This is a genomic window from Enterobacter cloacae complex sp. SHL009, from assembly GCF_049237205.1.
Lineage (GTDB): Bacteria > Pseudomonadota > Gammaproteobacteria > Enterobacterales > Enterobacteriaceae > Enterobacter > Enterobacter cloacae_M.
Genome location: NZ_JBMKIW010000010.1, coordinates 104,909 through 121,124, shown reverse-complemented (window position 1 = coordinate 121,124; position 16,216 = coordinate 104,909). Strand labels below are relative to the sequence as shown.

At 56.7% G+C, this 16,216-nt stretch carries 17 protein-coding genes; 12 read left to right on the top strand and 5 right to left on the bottom strand.

Annotation, left to right across the window (positions count from 1 at the left end):
• Nucleotides 1-119: 119 nt before the first annotated feature.
• Nucleotides 120-857 (top strand): IclR family transcriptional regulator, encoded by a 738-nt coding sequence (locus ACOTZC_RS19930; protein WP_023309548.1) that lies wholly within the window; start codon nucleotides 120-122, stop codon nucleotides 855-857.
• A gap of 37 nt (nucleotides 858-894) precedes the next feature.
• Here the strand turns inward: ACOTZC_RS19930 and ACOTZC_RS19925 are convergent, their stop codons facing one another.
• Nucleotides 895-2,229: an MFS transporter gene (locus tag ACOTZC_RS19925; RefSeq protein WP_421635967.1), complete on the bottom strand. Its 1,335-nt coding sequence runs from the start codon at nucleotides 2,227-2,229 to the stop codon at nucleotides 895-897.
• 317 nt (nucleotides 2,230-2,546) lie between these two features.
• Between ACOTZC_RS19925 and ACOTZC_RS19920 the strand changes: the two genes are divergently transcribed.
• Nucleotides 2,547-2,945: a potassium channel family protein gene (locus ACOTZC_RS19920; protein ID WP_023309546.1), complete on the top strand. Its 399-nt coding sequence runs from the start codon at nucleotides 2,547-2,549 to the stop codon at nucleotides 2,943-2,945.
• Nucleotides 2,946-3,114: 169 nt separating this feature from the next.
• A complete protein-coding gene (locus ACOTZC_RS19915; RefSeq protein ID WP_421635966.1) occupies nucleotides 3,115-4,140 on the top strand; it encodes a TerC/Alx family metal homeostasis membrane protein in 1,026 nt (341 codons plus the stop codon).
• A 60-nt stretch (nucleotides 4,141-4,200) separates the two neighbouring features.
• On the opposite strand, the gene ACOTZC_RS19910 is transcribed toward ACOTZC_RS19915, so the two are convergent.
• On the bottom strand, nucleotides 4,201-4,863 hold the full coding sequence (locus ACOTZC_RS19910) for an HAD family hydrolase (RefSeq protein WP_014885577.1): 663 nt from the start codon (nucleotides 4,861-4,863) through the stop codon (nucleotides 4,201-4,203).
• Nucleotides 4,864-5,101: 238 nt separating this feature from the next.
• Between ACOTZC_RS19910 and ACOTZC_RS19905 the strand changes: the two genes are divergently transcribed.
• Nucleotides 5,102-5,629: an NlpC/P60 family protein gene (locus tag ACOTZC_RS19905; protein ID WP_045403295.1), complete on the top strand. Its 528-nt coding sequence runs from the start codon at nucleotides 5,102-5,104 to the stop codon at nucleotides 5,627-5,629.
• Nucleotides 5,630-5,636: 7 nt separating this feature from the next.
• Here ACOTZC_RS19905 and ACOTZC_RS19900 read toward each other — a convergent pair whose 3' ends face one another.
• Nucleotides 5,637-6,431, bottom strand: coding sequence for an SDR family NAD(P)-dependent oxidoreductase (locus tag ACOTZC_RS19900; protein WP_023309543.1), 795 nt, complete (start codon nucleotides 6,429-6,431; stop codon nucleotides 5,637-5,639).
• A 32-nt stretch (nucleotides 6,432-6,463) separates the two neighbouring features.
• Nucleotides 6,464-7,345, bottom strand: coding sequence for a LysR family transcriptional regulator (locus tag ACOTZC_RS19895; RefSeq protein ID WP_421635965.1), 882 nt, complete (start codon nucleotides 7,343-7,345; stop codon nucleotides 6,464-6,466).
• 99 nt (nucleotides 7,346-7,444) lie between these two features.
• Here ACOTZC_RS19895 and ACOTZC_RS19890 point away from each other — a divergent pair, with 99 nt between their 5' ends.
• The 8 genes from ACOTZC_RS19890 (at nucleotide 7,445) to arnF (ending at nucleotide 15,650) form a co-directional block, all read left to right on the top strand.
• On the top strand, nucleotides 7,445-7,948 hold the full coding sequence (locus tag ACOTZC_RS19890; protein WP_008503103.1) for a phenolic acid decarboxylase: 504 nt from the start codon (nucleotides 7,445-7,447) through the stop codon (nucleotides 7,946-7,948).
• 326 nt (nucleotides 7,949-8,274) lie between these two features.
• Nucleotides 8,275-9,414 carry a UDP-4-amino-4-deoxy-L-arabinose aminotransferase gene (gene arnB / locus ACOTZC_RS19885; protein ID WP_421635964.1) on the top strand — a complete coding sequence of 380 codons (1,140 nt, stop codon included), beginning with the start codon at nucleotides 8,275-8,277 and terminating at the stop codon, nucleotides 9,412-9,414.
• Between the two features lies 1 nt (nucleotide 9,415).
• Nucleotides 9,416-10,399, top strand: coding sequence for an undecaprenyl-phosphate 4-deoxy-4-formamido-L-arabinose transferase (gene arnC / locus ACOTZC_RS19880; RefSeq protein ID WP_421635972.1), 984 nt, complete (start codon nucleotides 9,416-9,418; stop codon nucleotides 10,397-10,399).
• The gene (gene arnA / locus ACOTZC_RS19875) at nucleotides 10,396-12,378 is read left to right on the top strand and encodes a bifunctional UDP-4-amino-4-deoxy-L-arabinose formyltransferase/UDP-glucuronic acid oxidase ArnA (protein ID WP_063931064.1); all 1,983 of its coding nucleotides are present in this window, start codon (nucleotides 10,396-10,398) and stop codon (nucleotides 12,376-12,378) included. The genes arnC and arnA overlap by 4 nt, the downstream gene beginning before the upstream one ends.
• Nucleotides 12,375-13,277: a 4-deoxy-4-formamido-L-arabinose-phosphoundecaprenol deformylase gene (gene arnD / locus ACOTZC_RS19870; protein WP_023309538.1), complete on the top strand. Its 903-nt coding sequence runs from the start codon at nucleotides 12,375-12,377 to the stop codon at nucleotides 13,275-13,277. Before arnA ends, arnD begins: the two co-directional genes overlap by 4 nt.
• Nucleotides 13,274-14,929 carry a lipid IV(A) 4-amino-4-deoxy-L-arabinosyltransferase gene (gene arnT, locus ACOTZC_RS19865; RefSeq protein WP_045403309.1) on the top strand — a complete coding sequence of 552 codons (1,656 nt, stop codon included), beginning with the start codon at nucleotides 13,274-13,276 and terminating at the stop codon, nucleotides 14,927-14,929. The genes arnD and arnT overlap by 4 nt, the downstream gene beginning before the upstream one ends.
• Complete coding sequence (gene arnE / locus ACOTZC_RS19860) at nucleotides 14,929-15,264, top strand: 4-amino-4-deoxy-L-arabinose-phosphoundecaprenol flippase subunit ArnE (protein WP_039263049.1); 336 nt, start codon at nucleotides 14,929-14,931, stop codon at nucleotides 15,262-15,264. Before arnT ends, arnE begins: the two co-directional genes overlap by 1 nt.
• A complete protein-coding gene (arnF, locus tag ACOTZC_RS19855; RefSeq protein ID WP_126304197.1) occupies nucleotides 15,261-15,650 on the top strand; it encodes a 4-amino-4-deoxy-L-arabinose-phosphoundecaprenol flippase subunit ArnF in 390 nt (129 codons plus the stop codon). Before arnE ends, arnF begins: the two co-directional genes overlap by 4 nt.
• Here the strand turns inward: arnF and acpT are convergent.
• The gene (acpT, locus tag ACOTZC_RS19850; RefSeq protein WP_126304199.1) at nucleotides 15,598-16,215 is read right to left on the bottom strand and encodes a 4'-phosphopantetheinyl transferase AcpT; all 618 of its coding nucleotides are present in this window, start codon (nucleotides 16,213-16,215) and stop codon (nucleotides 15,598-15,600) included. The two genes, arnF and acpT, sit on opposite strands and share 53 nt — an antisense overlap.
• Between the last annotated feature and the right edge of the window lies 1 nt (nucleotide 16,216).

Genomic DNA, 16,216 nt, shown 5'->3' with positions numbered 1-16,216 from the left:
ACAACTATAGCGGTGTTGCTTTTCTTTTAGCCAGACCCGAGGTGGCGTTTGTGATGTAAACACGAAGTGACTCACAAAATTTGAGGTACACTCACTGCCGGGCTAACAAGGAGATAATGATGGGGAATGAAGGCGTTGTAGCGGTTGAAAAAGCGCTGGCTTTACTGGATTGCTTCCGTCCTGGAGATGAGAGCCTGACGCTGACCGCGCTGGCACAGCTGTCGGGTTATCACAAAACCACGGTTTACCGCTTGATGAATTCTCTTGAACGGATGAATTACGTCGTCAGGCATGAGGACGGCAATTATGCGCTGGGCCCACGTCTGCTTTACCTCGGCAAGCTGTATGAACAATCTTTTCACCTTTCCCGGGTGGTTCAGCCAGAGCTTCAGGCCTTATCCCTGGCGTCTCAGGAGAGTGCCAGCTGGTATGTGCTGGAGGGAGGGCAGCGGCTTTGCCTGTTTCGCGCTGAAGCGTCGCATGGCCTGCGACACAGCAATCTTCCCGGCAGCCAGTTCCCGCTCGATAATTCGGCCATCAGTAAGGTATTGCGTCATTGGGGGCTCAATGAAAGCCTGCCGGAAGAAGACGCGGAACTCCCTTTCTACACGTCAGGCGCACGCGATCCCCATACCGCTGCGTTTGCGATGCCTGTCTTCGGCGTTCACGACAAGCTGGTTGCGGCGTTAGCCCTGACCGGTCCCATCTCGCGGTTGACGGAAGATCGTCGTGAGAAGGAAATAGGGCAGTTGATGAAGGCGGCTGCAAGCCGTCTTTCGCAGAAAATGGGAGCCAGTAAGCCCTTCTGTCAGCAGTTCTTTGGTGAAACGAGCGACGCGGCGGAAGAAAATCTTTAAACGCAGAAGCGGGACAAATGTCCCGCTTCTGTCATCGTTAATGCGTGACCTGTTTTTCGTGTAGCTGAGCGCGGCGGGCCTGTCGCCCCATAATGAGCACCGCGATACCCCCGGCCACGCACAGCGCGGCCAGCGGAAGCATAGCCAGCGTGTAGCTGCCCGTCCGCTCATTGATAATGCCGTACGCGTTTACCATCACCGCCCCGCCTATCATGTTTGCGATGGCGCCAATCGCGGCCAGTCCCGCCGCCGCTGAGGTACTGCTCATCCAACCGGATGCCAGCGCCCAGAAAGGCCCTTTCATTGAATAAGCGCCTATCAGCATAATGCTGAGGATAACGATCGTGGCAGACAGCGAGACGCTCACAAAGGCGGCGAACACACCGGCGGCAATCATGAACAGCGTGAGTGCGGTATGCCAGCGGCGTTCGTTGGTACGATCGGAATTCCGTCCCCATACAATCATGAGAACAGATGCCAGACCGTAAGGAATAGCGTTAAGCAGACCTGTCTCAAGGTTATCGAGATGGAAGGATTTCAGCAGTTGAGGAGACCAGACGCTGATCGTGGTGCCCGCGGAAGATGCGCCCGCGTAAATCAGCGCCATCAGCCAGATTTGGCGATGCTTCAGCAGCTGCCACGTCGTCTGGTGCCCGATACTCTTTTGCTGATTGCGCTCGGTTTCCAGCGTGGTTTCCAGCCACTGTTTCTGTTCGCTGCTGAGCCAGCTCGCCTGATGAGGGCGATCCCGGAGAATAAACCAGGCTGCAATACCCAGCAGCACCGCCGGCAAGCCTTCAATAATGAACAGCAGATGCCAGCCGCGAAGACCCAGCCAGCCATCCAGTGACAGTATCAATCCGGAAAGCGGGGAGCCGATGAAGTTAGCGAGCGGGATGGCGACCATAAATGACGCAATAATGCGTGCGCGGTAGCGGGACGGGATCCACCAGGTCAGATACAGCACGACGCCCGGGAAGAAGCCCGCCTCTGCAGCACCGAGAAGAAAACGGACGATATAGAGCGACGTGGTGTTCTGCACCAGGGACATACACATGGAAACGATGCCCCAGCTGATCATAATGCGCGGGATCCACAGTCGGGCGCCGACTTTCTGCATTGCCAGGTTACTGGGTACTTCAAACAAAAAATAGGCCACGAAGTAAAGGCTGCTGGCGAAGCCAAACGCCGCTTTGCTGAGGCCAAGGTCCTCATTCATCTGCAGCGAAGCCATGCCGATATTCCCGCGATCGATAATGGAGACCAGGTAACTGACAATCAGAAACGGGAGAATACGCCAGATCACCTTCCGCATCGTCTCTCTTTCTATGTCCTCGGTGGCGGTAGCGCCGTTACGTAAATGTTCTGTCATTGTGTCCTCGCAGGGTTTGTTCTTTGTTTTATTAGGTACAACTCAGTTTTATTAAACAAAACCACTATAGCGACGGCGCGTTATTTTTATCCAGTTAATGGAAGGTTTAAATGATGTAAATAAGAGGTGACTCACAGATAGTGCGCTTCAGATATATCGTTCACAGCAGCCGAACCAGCCGCAAAGAGAGTACGCTGCAAGGGAGATAATCACGCAACGCAATTATTGCACCAACTTTTCCTCGCCATTCAACTAAGCTTCGACCGGGTGCCCCGCCGCATTAGCGGGGCCATATTTCTTTTGGTCGAGCACGCATCATGCAGCTACTCAGTATTATTATTTTGCTTACCCTAACCGTGGTGATCCATTCGCTGTGGATGTTTGGCGTTTTAAAATTCATCAAATTAGAAGTCGATTCGGCGGTACGCATTGTTTTACGCAATGTCGGTATCGTGATCTCCATGATCTTCGCCCATCTCCTTGAGGCCGGGTTGTTTGCTGCGTTTTATTTTGTCATCGATGCGTTTAATGACTGGAACACCAGCTTCTATTTTTCACTGGTCAGCTACGCCACCGTGGGATACGGCGACGTCACGTTACCCCAACACTGGCGGCTTATCGGCGGGGTGGAAGGACTGGTGGGCGCGTTGATGGTGGGCTGGTCCGTGGCGGTTCTGGTGGCGGTGCTGCAGCGTTTGCGCGGCATGAGCGCCTAAACGACAGATGCGCGATCCCCGCCTGGTAAGGTAAAGTACACCCCTCTTTACGTAGCCGACAGGGCTGCGGCTTTGAGGGTGAAAAGGCTGATTAACGGCCCACCCTTTTCTGTTCCTGGTTTACGCCAGTTTGCATGGTGTTGTGTTTTGTCTGCCAAAAGGGTTTTGTATGTCTGCTGCTCATCTCGGTTTCCCGACGGAAACCATTGTTGTCTTTGTGGTGATGGCCGTTGGGGCGATGTTTATCGACCTCTTTATGCACCGTCACGATAAACCCGTCTCGCTGAAAAGCGCGGCGATGTGGTCCATTTTCTGGGTCATGATGGCGATGGCCTTCGCCGGATTCCTGTATGTTCACCACGGCGCCGAGATGGCGAGCCTGTTCCTCACCGGCTATGCGCTGGAAGAGGTGCTCTCCGTCGATAACCTGTTCGTGATGATGGCGATCTTCGCCTGGTTCGGCGTGCCGGATAAGTACCGTCACCGCGTGCTCTACTGGGGCGTGCTGGGGGCGATTGTCTTCCGCGGCATCTTTGTGGCTATCGGCACCAGCCTGCTAAGCCTGGGGCCGTACGTTGAGGTGATCTTCGCGCTGGTCGTCGGCTGGACGGCGGTGATGATGCTCAGGCGCAATGAAGAGAGCGACGAAGTGGAGGATTACTCGGGTCATCTCGCCTATCGTCTGGTGAAGCGCTTCTATCCGGTCTGGCCAAAAATTAGCAGCAATGCCTTTATTCTGACGCAGAAAGAGGTGGATGCGGAGCTTGAAAAGCCGGAAAACCAGGACGTGATGGTCGGACGCGTGAAGAAGGCGAAGCGCTATGCGACGCCGCTATTACTTTGCGTGGCCGTCGTCGAGCTCTCTGACGTCATGTTCGCGTTTGACTCCGTGCCGGCCATTATTGCCGTGAGCCGCGAGCCGCTGATTATCTACAGCGCCATGATGTTCGCCATTCTCGGCCTGCGTACGCTTTACTTCGTGCTGGAAGCGCTGAAGCAGTATCTCGTGCACCTTGAGAAAGCCGTGGTGCTGCTGCTGTTCTTCGTGGCGTTCAAGCTGGGGTTAAATGCCACCGATCACTTCTGGCATCACGGTTACAGCATTGGCGCCACGGCCAGCCTGTTTGTGGTGCTTGGCGTGCTGGCGCTGGGGATTATTGCAAGCGTGATGTTCCCGGGAAAACGTGAGGCCTGATGTACCGCCTTTCTCCCTCTCCCTGTGGGAGAGGGCCGGGGTGAGGGCACCGGACCGCACCTAACCCTTAATCGGTGAATTCCGACGCTTGCGCGGGTGGTGGAAGTGCCGCCAGTGCGGATCCTGCGCCGCCGCCAGCAGTTCGTGGTCGCCGCGAGTGTCTCCCCAGGCGCGCAGGTGATAGGCGTTAAGATCGCCATACACTTTCTCCAGCCTTGCCACCTTCTGGGCGCAGCGGCAGTTATTGCCCGTGATGCGCCCCGTCAGCTTGCCGTCTTTCACTTCCAGCTGCGTGCCAATCAGCTTAATGCCGAGCTTATCAGCCCACGGCTGGAGCACCAGCGCCGGGGACGCGGAACAGATGGTCACTTCCGCACCGGAATTCACCTCAGCCGCCACCGCCAGAACCCCTTCGGGGCGCATCAGTTTGTTCCAGTATTTTTCGCAAAAGGCTTCCGCCTGCTGGCGCAGCCAGTGTTCATCCACGCCCGTCAGGAAGGTTTTAATCAGCACTTCCTTCAGCTCATCGCGCGTCAGCTTGCGACGCACGCAGTGCAGCGTAGGCAGCGCCATGCGCACCAGTCGGCCCGCGAAGTAACGTTTGCCGAAGGCAAAACGCAGGAAAGGAATAAAGCTGTCGTGGTGCGTTAATGTCCCGTCAAAGTCAAAGACAGAGAGCACGCTGGATTTAGCCACCGTCTCGTCGGCAATCATATTGGTCATAAATACGTCTTAGCTGAAATACACATTCTGCGGATCAGTTTACCTGCTTTAGCTGGACAGTCCTTATATCACCACTCTTTTTTCTCGATCTTGCGATCTCAAAGTGAGTCCATTTTTGGCCTCGATAACAATTGGTGAAAAAACGAGCTGTCTATATTATCGCCACATCGCAAGATATTTAGGGGAACCATTGGCCCCCACAGGTAAGGAAAAACTCACTCACTACTTCTTTTTTGATATGACTCTTAGATCGCTTATTTCAATCCTCACGTTAAGTTTTGCTTCGTTTTCTGCGTTCAGCTTTCAACTTCCAGCGTCGATGTTATCGATGAACAGTGAACTGGCAGCATCACCGGCGAAATCTGCGCTGGTGCATCAGGAAACAGGCCCGCTGCGCTCGCGTATTCTCGATCAATACCAGAAGTGGAAAGGCACCCAGTACCGGTGGGGCGGAACCACGCATCGCGGGGTAGATTGCTCCGCGCTCATGCAGCACCTGTTCACCGACGCGGCACATCTTAATTTGCCGCGCACGACGAGTGAACAGATCCATCGCGGCGTGCAGGTGGCGCAATATCGCCTGAAAGCCGGCGATCTGGTCTTCTTCCAGACGGGCCCGAACCGCAAGCACGTTGGCGTTTATATTGGCGAAAACCAGTTTATTCATGCCTCAACCAGTCAGGGCGTAACGGTTTCAACCCTGACGGATGATTACTGGCAGGCACACTACATTACCGCCCGTCGCATCGCAGGCAGTGCGGCCTGACAGAGCGTCAGATGATGTCATCCACGACGCCACCGTCGACGCGCAGCGCCGCGCCCGAGGTGGCGGAGGCCTGGGTCGAACAGACATAAATCACCATATTGGCCACCTCTTCAACCGTGGCCGCGCGCTGGATAACCGAGCTGGGGCGGTTGGTCATCACAAACTCTTTCGCCAGCTGCTCCAGCGATTTGCCGGTTTTTTCGATTTCATCTTTCATCATCTCTGCGAAACCGTCAGACATCGTCGGGCCCGGCAGGACGCTGTTTACCGTCACGCCGCTCCCCGCCACGAACTTTGCCAGCCCGCGCGCCAGCGAGAGCTGCGCCGTTTTGGTCACGCCGTAGTGGATCATATCCGCCGGAATATTGCAGGCCGACTCGGAGGAGATAAACACCACGCGTCCCCAGCCTTTCTGCACCATGCCCGGCAGCAGGGCGCGGGACAGACGCACGCCGGACATCACGTTAGTCTGCCAGTAACGCTCCCAGGTCTCATCGTCGGTGGCATAGAAATCCTGCGGACCGTAAATCCCGGCGTTGTTGACCAGAATATCGACGTCATTCGCCACCTTCAGAAGCGACTCGACCCCTTCCGCCGTGCTGAGATCGGCAATCGCGGCGCGCACCTGCACGCCCGGCACCACCTGCTGGAGCTGCTGAATGCCTTTATTCACCGATTCCGTGCTGCGGCCATTGACGATCACTTCCGCACCGCTTTCTGCCAGACCTCTGGCAATGGCGAACCCGATCCCGCCGGTTGAGGCGGTCACCAGCGCCACTTTCCCCGCAAAGTCGATTTTCATCATCTGCTCCTTATCGTTTTAACGTTCGGACCTTAAAGCGTAGCAGGTGAGGATGACGGCTCCTGGCTAAAAAGGCGCAATAGCGTCTCAACCTGTTCATCAAGCGGGGCGAGGGAACGCTTAACAATCAGGTGTAGCGGCGTTGCCCTGCGCGCGCCGTGGCTCAGCGGCAGGCGTTTTAGTACGCCCTGATCCAGCTGGGTCTGGATGCGTTCCTCCGGCAGCCAGCCGTAGCCGACCTGAGAGACGACGGCCTCTATGGCGGCATCGATGGTGGAGAAGGTCCACGACTCGCCGGCAGCACGCGCGGCGGGCTGGCTGTCCGCAATCTGGATGAGCGGCCACGGGCGCAGCATCTCATCATTGAGCGGCGCGTCGAGGTGAAACAGGGGATGCCGGGAATGGGCCACGGCAACAAAGTCGATATTCATCAGCCATTCGCCGAGCCCGGTAATGTCCTGGCGGCGGGTTAAGACCATCACATCGGCTTCGTCGTTAATGGCGTCGGCGCGGGTATTTTCCAGCACCTCGGTCAGACGTACCTGAGTCTGCGGATACTGCTGCTGGAACTGACTAAGAATAGCGAACAGGCGGCGGCGCGGGAAAATGGAGTCCACCACCAGATCTAACCTCGTGCGCATCCCGTTGCGAAGAGTCGCTGCGCGCGTCTCAACATACGAAAACGCTTTCAGCAGCGGTTTAACCTGGTTGAGAAGAAGCTCTCCGGCCGGGGTTAACACCGCCCGTCGCCCCTCCGGGACCAGCAGCGCCACGCCGAGTCGCTCCTGCAGCAGCGACAGGTTATAGCTCACCGAGGACTGGCTGCGGTGCGTTTCTTCCGCCGCTCTGGCAAAGCTGCCCGCCTCAACTACCTTTTCCAGTAAAGACCATTGTTCAAGCGTCGTCTTATGCATGATTTATCTAAAATTTGGATGGATTTGATTAAAACATAGCGTTATTTATTCATTTTTTGAAGGGGTACAATCTTCTCATCAAAACAAAGGAGACATTTTATGAACACCTTCGACAAACACGACTTGAGCGGCTTTGTTGGTAAACATCTTGTATATACCTACGATAACGGCTGGAACTACGAGATTTACGTCAAAAATGAGACCACGCTTGATTACCGTATTCACAGCGGTCTGGTAGCCAACCGTTGGGTGAAAGATCAGCAGGCTTACATCGTGCGGGTAGGGGAGAGCATCTATAAAATTTCCTGGACCGAGCCAACCGGCACCGACGTCAGCCTGATTGTGAACCTGGGCGACAAACTGTTCCATGGCACCATCTTCTTCCCGCGCTGGGTCATGAACAACCCGGAAAAAACCGTCTGCTTCCAGAACGATCATATTCCGCTGATGAACAGCTATCGCGATGCGGGCCCGGCGTATCCAACCGAAGTGATTGATGAATTTGCCACAATCACCTTTGTACGCGACTGCGGTGCAAATAATGAAAGCGTTATTGCCTGCGCAGCCAGTGAATTACCGAAAAACTTTCCAGATAACCTGTAATAAGCGCGACAATTAACTAAAAAGAAAAGTTCCCGGCTATTTCATATTATTATGAAATAGCTGGGATTTTTTTTGTTTGTTGAGGATTGGTTTAAAACAATTCATTTCAGAATGTTGCAGAAGATCACATTAAAAATAATTAAACGTAATTTAACTTGTTGTTTTTCAAGCAGCTGCTAGTTGTTTTATAACGTTGCATACCTTGTCTTAATTTTTCCCTAAGGAAAGAGAGCTACTTTGATATAAGTTTATGGTTCGTTGAAATAAACGGGCTGGCATTTGGTTAATATCAAAAACATGCCATTTTTATTGCAAGGAAATTAATAATGAGTGATTTTCTGCCTTTTTCGCGGCCGTCGATGGGCGCTGAGGAAATTGCGGCGCTTCAGGACGTTTTGATGTCGGGCTGGATCACCACCGGGCCAAAGAATCAGGAACTTGAAGAGGCATTCTGTCAGCTTACCGGGAATCAGCATGCGATTGCCGTCTGTTCAGCCACCGCGGGTATGCACGTCACGCTGATGGCGCTGGATATTGGCCCGGGCGATGAAGTCATTACCCCTTCCCAGACCTGGGTCTCCACGCTGAATATGATCGTGTTGCTGGGTGCCACGCCGGTCATGATTGATGTGGACAAAGATACATTAATGGTGACGCCAGAAGCCGTTGAAGCCGCCATTACCCCGCGTACCAAAGCCATTATCCCCGTTCATTATGCCGGCGCGCCGTGTGAAATCGACGCCATTCATACCATCGGCGAACGTCACGGTATTCCGGTTATTGAAGATGCGGCCCATGCCGCCGGAACGTACTACAAGAACCGTCATGTGGGCTGGAAAGGAACGGCGATTTTTTCCTTCCACGCCATTAAAAATATGACCTGCGCGGAAGGCGGCTTAGTCGTCACGGATAATGCCCAGCTGGCACAGCGGATCCGCAGCCTGAAATTCCATGGCCTGGGCGTAGATGCCTATGACCGCCAGACGCACGGCCGCGCGCCGCAGGCGGAAGTGATCGCGCCGGGCTATAAATACAATCTGGCGGACATCAACGCCGCGCTGGCGCTGGTGCAGTTAGGCAAACTGAAAGAGGCCAACAGACGCCGCCAGGAAATTGCTGAACGCTACCTGCGTGAGCTTGCCGATACGCCGTTCCAGCCGCTCACCATTCCGTCATGGCCGCACGTGCACGCCTGGCACCTGTTTATTATTCGCGTTGACGAAACGCGCTGCGGGATCTCACGCGACAACCTGATGGCGGCGCTGAAAGAGAAAGGCATCGGTACCGGCCTCCACTTCCGCGCGGCGCACACCCAAAAATACTACCGCGAGCGTTTTCCTGATGTATCGCTCCCGAATTCTGAATGGAATAGCGCGCGTATTTGTTCGCTCCCTCTTTTCCCGGATATGACTCATGACGACACAACCCGCGTCATTACCGCACTCCATCAGCTTACAGGACATTGATATGTTCAGTGCACCGCCTGTACAAAAAGTTTCCGTGGTAATCCCGGTTTATAACGAGCAGGAGAGCCTGCCCGAACTGATCCGCCGTACAACCGCCGCCTGCGATACGATGGGCAAGGCTTATGAAATTCTGCTGGTAGATGATGGCAGTAGCGATCATTCCGCGCTGATGCTGACCGAGGCCGCGCAGGCCGAAGGCAGCCATATTGTTGCCGTGCTGCTCAACCGCAACTACGGCCAGCACTCGGCGATTATGGCGGGGTTTAGCCACGTCACGGGCGATCTGATCATCACCCTGGACGCTGACCTGCAAAACCCGCCGGAAGAGATCCCGCGTCTGGTCGCCAAAGCCGATGAAGGCTATGACGTGGTCGGCACGGTACGTCAGAACCGTCAGGACAGTCTGTTCCGCAAGCTGGCCTCACGCACCATCAACCGCCTTATCCAGCGCACGACCGGTAAAGCGATGGGCGATTACGGCTGCATGCTGCGCGCCTACCGCCGCCACATTGTCGACGCGATGCTGCACTGCCATGAGCGCAGCACCTTTATTCCGATCCTCGCCAACACCTTTGCCCGCAAGGCAACGGAAATTCCGGTTCTGCACGCCGAGCGCGAGCACGGGGAATCGAAGTACAGCTTTATGCGTCTCATCAACCTGATGTATGACCTCATCACCTGCCTGACCACCACGCCGCTGCGTCTGCTGAGCGTGTTCGGCAGCATCATCGCCGTGGCCGGTTTTGCGCTGTCCGTTCTGCTGGTGGTGCTGCGACTGGTCTTTGGCCCGCAGTGGGCGGCGGAAGGGGTCTTCATGCTCTTTGCCTTGCTGTTTATGTTCATCGGCGCCCAGTTTGTCGGGATGGGCCTTCTCGGTGAATACATTGGCCGTATCTATAACGATGTTCGCGCGCGTCCGCGCTACTTTATTCAACGTGTTGTCCGTCAGGAACACAAAGCATCTCAAGAGGAAATTCACCCATGAAAGCTGTTGTATTTGCCTATCACGATATGGGGTGCACGGGCACGCTGGCCCTGCTGGAAGCGGGCTATGACATTGCGGCAATCTTTACCCATCCGGACACGGCCGGAGAGAATAACTTTTTTGGCTCCGTGGCGCGTATCGCCGCCGAGCGCGGGATCCCGGTTTATGCTCCGGACGACGTCAACCACCCGCTGTGGGTGGAGCGCATCCGCGCGCTCGCGCCTGACGTAATCTTCTCGTTCTACTATCGCAGCCTGCTTTCCGACGAGATCTTAGGTCTGGCCGCAAAAGGCGCCTTTAATCTTCATGGTTCTCTGCTGCCCGCCTACCGCGGCCGCGCGCCGCTGAACTGGGTGCTGGTGAACGGTGAAACGGAAACGGGCGTAACGCTGCACCGCATGGTGCGCCGTGCGGACGCGGGCGCTATCGTGGCACAGCAGAAGGTCGCTATTGATGCGGACGAAACGGCGCTGCAGCTGCATCAAAAGCTGAATGCGACGGCGCAGACGCTGCTGCGTGATGCACTTCCAGGCATCCTCAACGGCACCTTCAGCGAGACCGCGCAGGATGAGAGCAAGGCAAGCTGCTTTGGCCGCCGCGCGCCGGAAGATGGTCGTCTGGACTGGAATAAGCCTGCCCGCCAGCTGCACAACCTGGTGCGCGCTGTGACCGACCCGTGGCCGGGCGCGTACAGCTTTGCTGGCGTAAGCAAATTTATCGTCTGGAAATCCCGCGTGCGTGACGATATTCCGGCTGCCAAACCGGGCACCGTCGTCTCTGTCTCTCCGCTGATTGTGAGCTGCGGCGAGCAGGCGCTGGAGATCGTCACCGGACAAACCGACAACGGCCTGTACGTTCAGGGCACGCAGCTGGCGCAGTCTCTGGGTCTGGTGGCCGGGGCGCTGATTACTAGCGCGCCGGTGGTTGCCATCAAGCGCCGTACCCGCGTGCTGATCCTCGGCGTGAACGGCTTTATCGGTAACCACCTGACCGAACGTCTGCTTAAAGACGACAACTACGAGATTTACGGTCTGGATATCGGCGCGGATGCCATCAGCCGTTTCCTCGACAACCCGCGTTTCCACTTCGTGGAAGGGGACATCAGCATCCATTCCGAGTGGATTGAATACCACATTAAAAAATGCGACGTGGTGCTGCCGCTGGTCGCCATTGCCACGCCAATCGAGTACACCCGTAACCCGCTGCGCGTGTTCGAGCTGGACTTCGAAGAGAACCTGAAGATCATCCGCGACTGCGTGAAATACGACAAGCGCATCATCTTCCCGTCCACGTCTGAAGTGTACGGCATGTGTACCGATAAGAACTTCGATGAAGACACCTCCAACCTGGTGGTCGGGCCGATCAACAAACAGCGCTGGATTTACTCCGTCTCCAAACAGTTGCTGGACCGCGTGATTTGGGCCTACGGTGAGAAAGAAGGCCTGCGCTTTACCCTGTTCCGTCCGTTCAACTGGATGGGCCCGCGTCTGGATAACCTCAACGCGGCGCGTATCGGCAGCTCCCGTGCGATCACCCAGCTGATCCTGAACCTGGTAGAAGGCTCGCCAATTAAGCTTATCGAAGGCGGGAAACAGAAACGCTGCTTTACGGACATCAGCGACGGTATCGAAGCGCTGTTCCGCATCATCGAAAACAAAGATAACCGCTGCAACGGTGAAATCATCAATATCGGTAACCCGGACAACGAAGCGAGCATTCGCGAGCTGGCAGAGATGCTGCTGGCCAGCTTTGAGCGCCATCCGCTGCGCGACAAGTTCCCGCCGTTTGCCGGCTTCCGCGAAGTGGAAAGCAGCAGCTACTATGGTAAGGGCTACCAGGACGTTGAGCACCGTAAGCCAAGCATTCGCAACGCGAAGCGCTGCCTCAACTGGACGCCGACGGTGAAGATGGAGCAGACCATTGACGAAACGCTCGATTTCTTCCTGCGCACCGTGGAGCTTTCGGAACAGGCCTCATGAAAAAAGTCGGTTTACGCATTGATGTCGACACCTTCAGGGGAACGCGTGACGGCGTACCCAAACTGCTGGAACTGCTGAACAAACACGATGTGCGTTCCAGCATTTTCTTCAGCGTGGGGCCTGACAACATGGGGCGCCATTTATGGCGTCTGATTAAACCGGCATTTCTGTTCAAAATGCTGCGCTCGCGCGCAGCATCCCTCTACGGCTGGGATATTTTGCTGGCCGGCACCGCCTGGCCCGGCAGACGTATCGGCGCGGGTAATGAAGCCGTTATCCGCGAGGCGGCGCAGCATCATGAGGTGGGTCTGCACGCCTGGGACCACCATGCCTGGCAAGCCTGGGCGGGCGTCTGGGATATCCCGCGCCTGTCCCGTGAGGTCGAGCGTGGGATGCTGGAGCTGGAGGCCATTACCGGTCAGCCCGTGCGCTGCTCCGCCGTGGCTGGATGGCGTGCGGATCAGCGCGTCGTGAAGGCCAAAGAAGCCTTTGCGTTTCGCTACAACAGCGACTGCCGCGGAACCGGACCTTTTTTGCCGCTGTTAGGCGAAAATCGCTACGGAACGGTGCAAATTCCGGTCACGCTTCCCACCTGGGATGAAGTGGTCGGGCGCGAGGTGAAGGCGGATGAGTTCAATCGCTACATTCTGGACCGCATCCATCGTGACGCCGGCACGCCGGTGTATACCATCCATGCCGAAGTGGAAGGGATTGCGTATCAGCATGATTTCGACGAACTGCTGACGATGGCCGCTCAGGAGGGCATTGAATTTTGCCCGTTGAGCGAGCTGCTGCCGGACGACCTCAGCACCCTGCCCGTGGGTAAAGTCGTCCGTAATGAAATGGCTGGCCGGGAAGGCTGGCTTGGCTATCAACAAACCGTGAGTCCGGTCCCATGAAAACAGCCCGTTATGGCTTAGCGCTTTTCGCACTGTTTATCGTTTACTACCTCATTCCGGTCGATGTCCGCCTGCTCTGGCAGCCTGATGAAACGCGCTATGCGGAAATCAGCCGCGAAATGCTGGCATCCGGAGACTGGGTAGTCCCGCATTTTCTGGGGCTGCGTTACTTTGAAAAACCGATTGCTGGCTACTGGATCAACAGCATCGGGCAGTTGCTGTTCGGGCACACGAACCTCGCCGTGCGCGCCGGGTCTATCTTCTCTACCGGCTTAGCCGCGCTGCTGGTCATCTGGATGGCATGGCGTCTCTGGCGAGATAAGCGGACCGCTATTTTCTCCGGTCTTATCTTCCTGACCCTGTTCCTGGTGTATGGCATCGGCACGTATGCGGTGCTGGATCCTATCATCACCCTGTGGCTGGTGGCGGCGATGTGCAGCTTCTGGCTGGCGTCGCAGGCCCAAACCGTTTCCGGAAAAGCGGGTGGCTATGTGCTGCTTGGGCTGGCCTGCGGGATGGGGGTGATGACCAAAGGCTTCCTGGCGCTGGCCGTTCCGGTGATTGGCGTGCTGCCGTGGGTCATTGCCCGGAAGCGCTGGAAAGAGGTGCTGATTTTTGGCTGGCTCGCGATCCTGAGCTGCGTGCTGATTGTTCTGCCGTGGGGGCTGGCCATTGCGCAGCGTGAGCCTGACTTCTGGCGTTACTTCTTTTGGGTTGAACATATTCAGCGTTTTGCCCAGAGCGACGCGCAGCATAAAGCCCCGTTCTGGTACTACATACCGTTCCTGATTGCGGGCAGCCTGCCGTGGCTGGCACTTTTGCCCGGCGCGATTCGTCTTGGCTGGAATGACCGACAAAACGCGGGTGGCGGGTTCTATCTGCTAGGTTGGGTGGTGATGCCGCTGCTGTTCTTCAGCATCGCCAAAGGCAAGCTGCCGACCTATATCCTGCCCTGCTTTGCCCCGCTGGCTATCCTGATGGCGCGCTATGCCTGCCTCGCGGCGGAAAAAGGTGCCAGAGCGTTACGCATTAACGGCGGGATTAACCTGGCGTTTGGCGTTATCGGCGTGGTGGCGGCGCTGGTGGTCTCGCCGTGGGGACTGTCGAAGCATCCGGTCTGGACGTCGGTTGAACTGTATAAAGTCTTCTGTGCGGTGGTGGCGTTCCTCATCTGGGCCGCGGTAGGCTGGTTTACGTTCAGACAGAGCCAGCAGCGCTGGTGGCTGGCGGCACTGTGCCCTGCAGGGCTGGCGCTGCTGATTGGTTTTGCCATTCCGAACCTGGTGGTGGATTCCAAACAGCCGCAGTCGCTGGTCGATACCGTGCGCGAGCCGCTTCAGGAAAGCCGATTCGTGCTGGCCAATAACGTTGGCGTGGCCGCGGGCCTGGCGTGGGAGCTGAAGCGCAATGACATCACGATGTTCGATCAAAGCGGCGAACTGCGCTACGGACTGGATTATCCCGATGCGAAAGATCGTTATGTTGATAAAGATGACTTCGCGCAGTGGCTGGCGGAGCATCGTCAGCAGGGGCGCGTATCGCTGGTGATTCTTCTGTCAAAACACGATGAAATCGCGCGCGCAAATCTGCCGAAACCGGACAGCCTGTATATTCAGGGGCGTCTGGCCCTGCTGGAGTATCTGCCGAAGTGATGACCTGGATCTGGCTGATACTGGCAAGCCTGCTCAGCTGCGCGGGACAGCTGTGCCAGAAACAGGCCACCCGTCCGGCGAAAGCCGGGCGGCGCGGGGCGCACATCGCGCTGTGGCTTGGCCTGGCACTGCTGGCGCTGGGCAGCGGGATGCTGGTCTGGCTGGTGGTGCTGCAACGCCTGCCTGTCGGTATTGCCTATCCTATGCTGAGCCTCAATTTTGTCTGGGTGACGCTGGCGGCGAAGGCGTTCTGGCGTGAGCACGTTGCTGCGCATCACTGGCTGGGGGTAGGGTTCATCATCATTGGGATTGTTATCCTGGGAGGGAGCCTGTGAAGGGTGCATTCTGGGCCATGTGCAGCGTGCTGTTAGTCAGCGCGGCGCAGCTGCTGCTGCGCAATGCCATGCAGGCACTGCCACCGGTCAGTGAGATCCTGGTGTTTGTTTCCGCGCTGTGGCACTTCTCGTCCGGCACGGGCGCGCTGCTGCTGGGGTTGACGGGGTATGTGGCGTCCATGGGCTGCTGGTATCTTGCGCTACACCGTATGGCGCTCAGCAAAGCCTATGCCCTGCTGAGCCTCAGCTATATTCTGGTGTGGGCCGCCGCGATCCTGCTGCCTGGCTGGGGGGAGCGCTTCTCCTGGCACGGGCTGGCGGGCGTCGGGTTTATTATTCTGGGCGTGTTAGTGATTTTTCTGCCCCGAACGTCCCAACGTGAATAATCGACTCGTGGGTCAGGGTATAAGGGGTCGATGTGCAGACGGCAAGGCTCAGCGAGCCGACCTGTAGCTGACTGACCGCGTGCGTCTGCGCCGTGCTGTCGATGCTGACAATCTGCCATGCGCTGCCGCCACGCTGTTTCACAATCGCTTCTTTCCGCGTCCAGATACGCCAGAACGCGGAAAGCCGTTCCTCGGGCGCTTCATGCTCCAGCTCGTCATGCTCCGTCATGCTGAACACCGCATTAGCCAGCGCCTGCCAGTTCTTCCTCGGGCGAATCACTTCGATATCGCAGCCGACTTCGCCTTCATCGCTCATCAGCAGGGCAATATCGTCACCGCTGTGGCTCAGGTTGAACCACAGCGGATGACCCTTCGCAAAGGCCGGTTTGCCCTGCTCGCCGTAAATGATGTCGGGGAGCGGGCGAGGGGATAACGTTCTGGCGAGCAGCGTCCTCCCGGCCAGCCAGGAGGCCTGTCGGGCACCCTGAGGCGCCCTGTCTGCGAGCGCTGACGCCATCGGGTCCGCGCAAAGAGTGGAGATTTTTCCCAGTAATAACTGGTACATA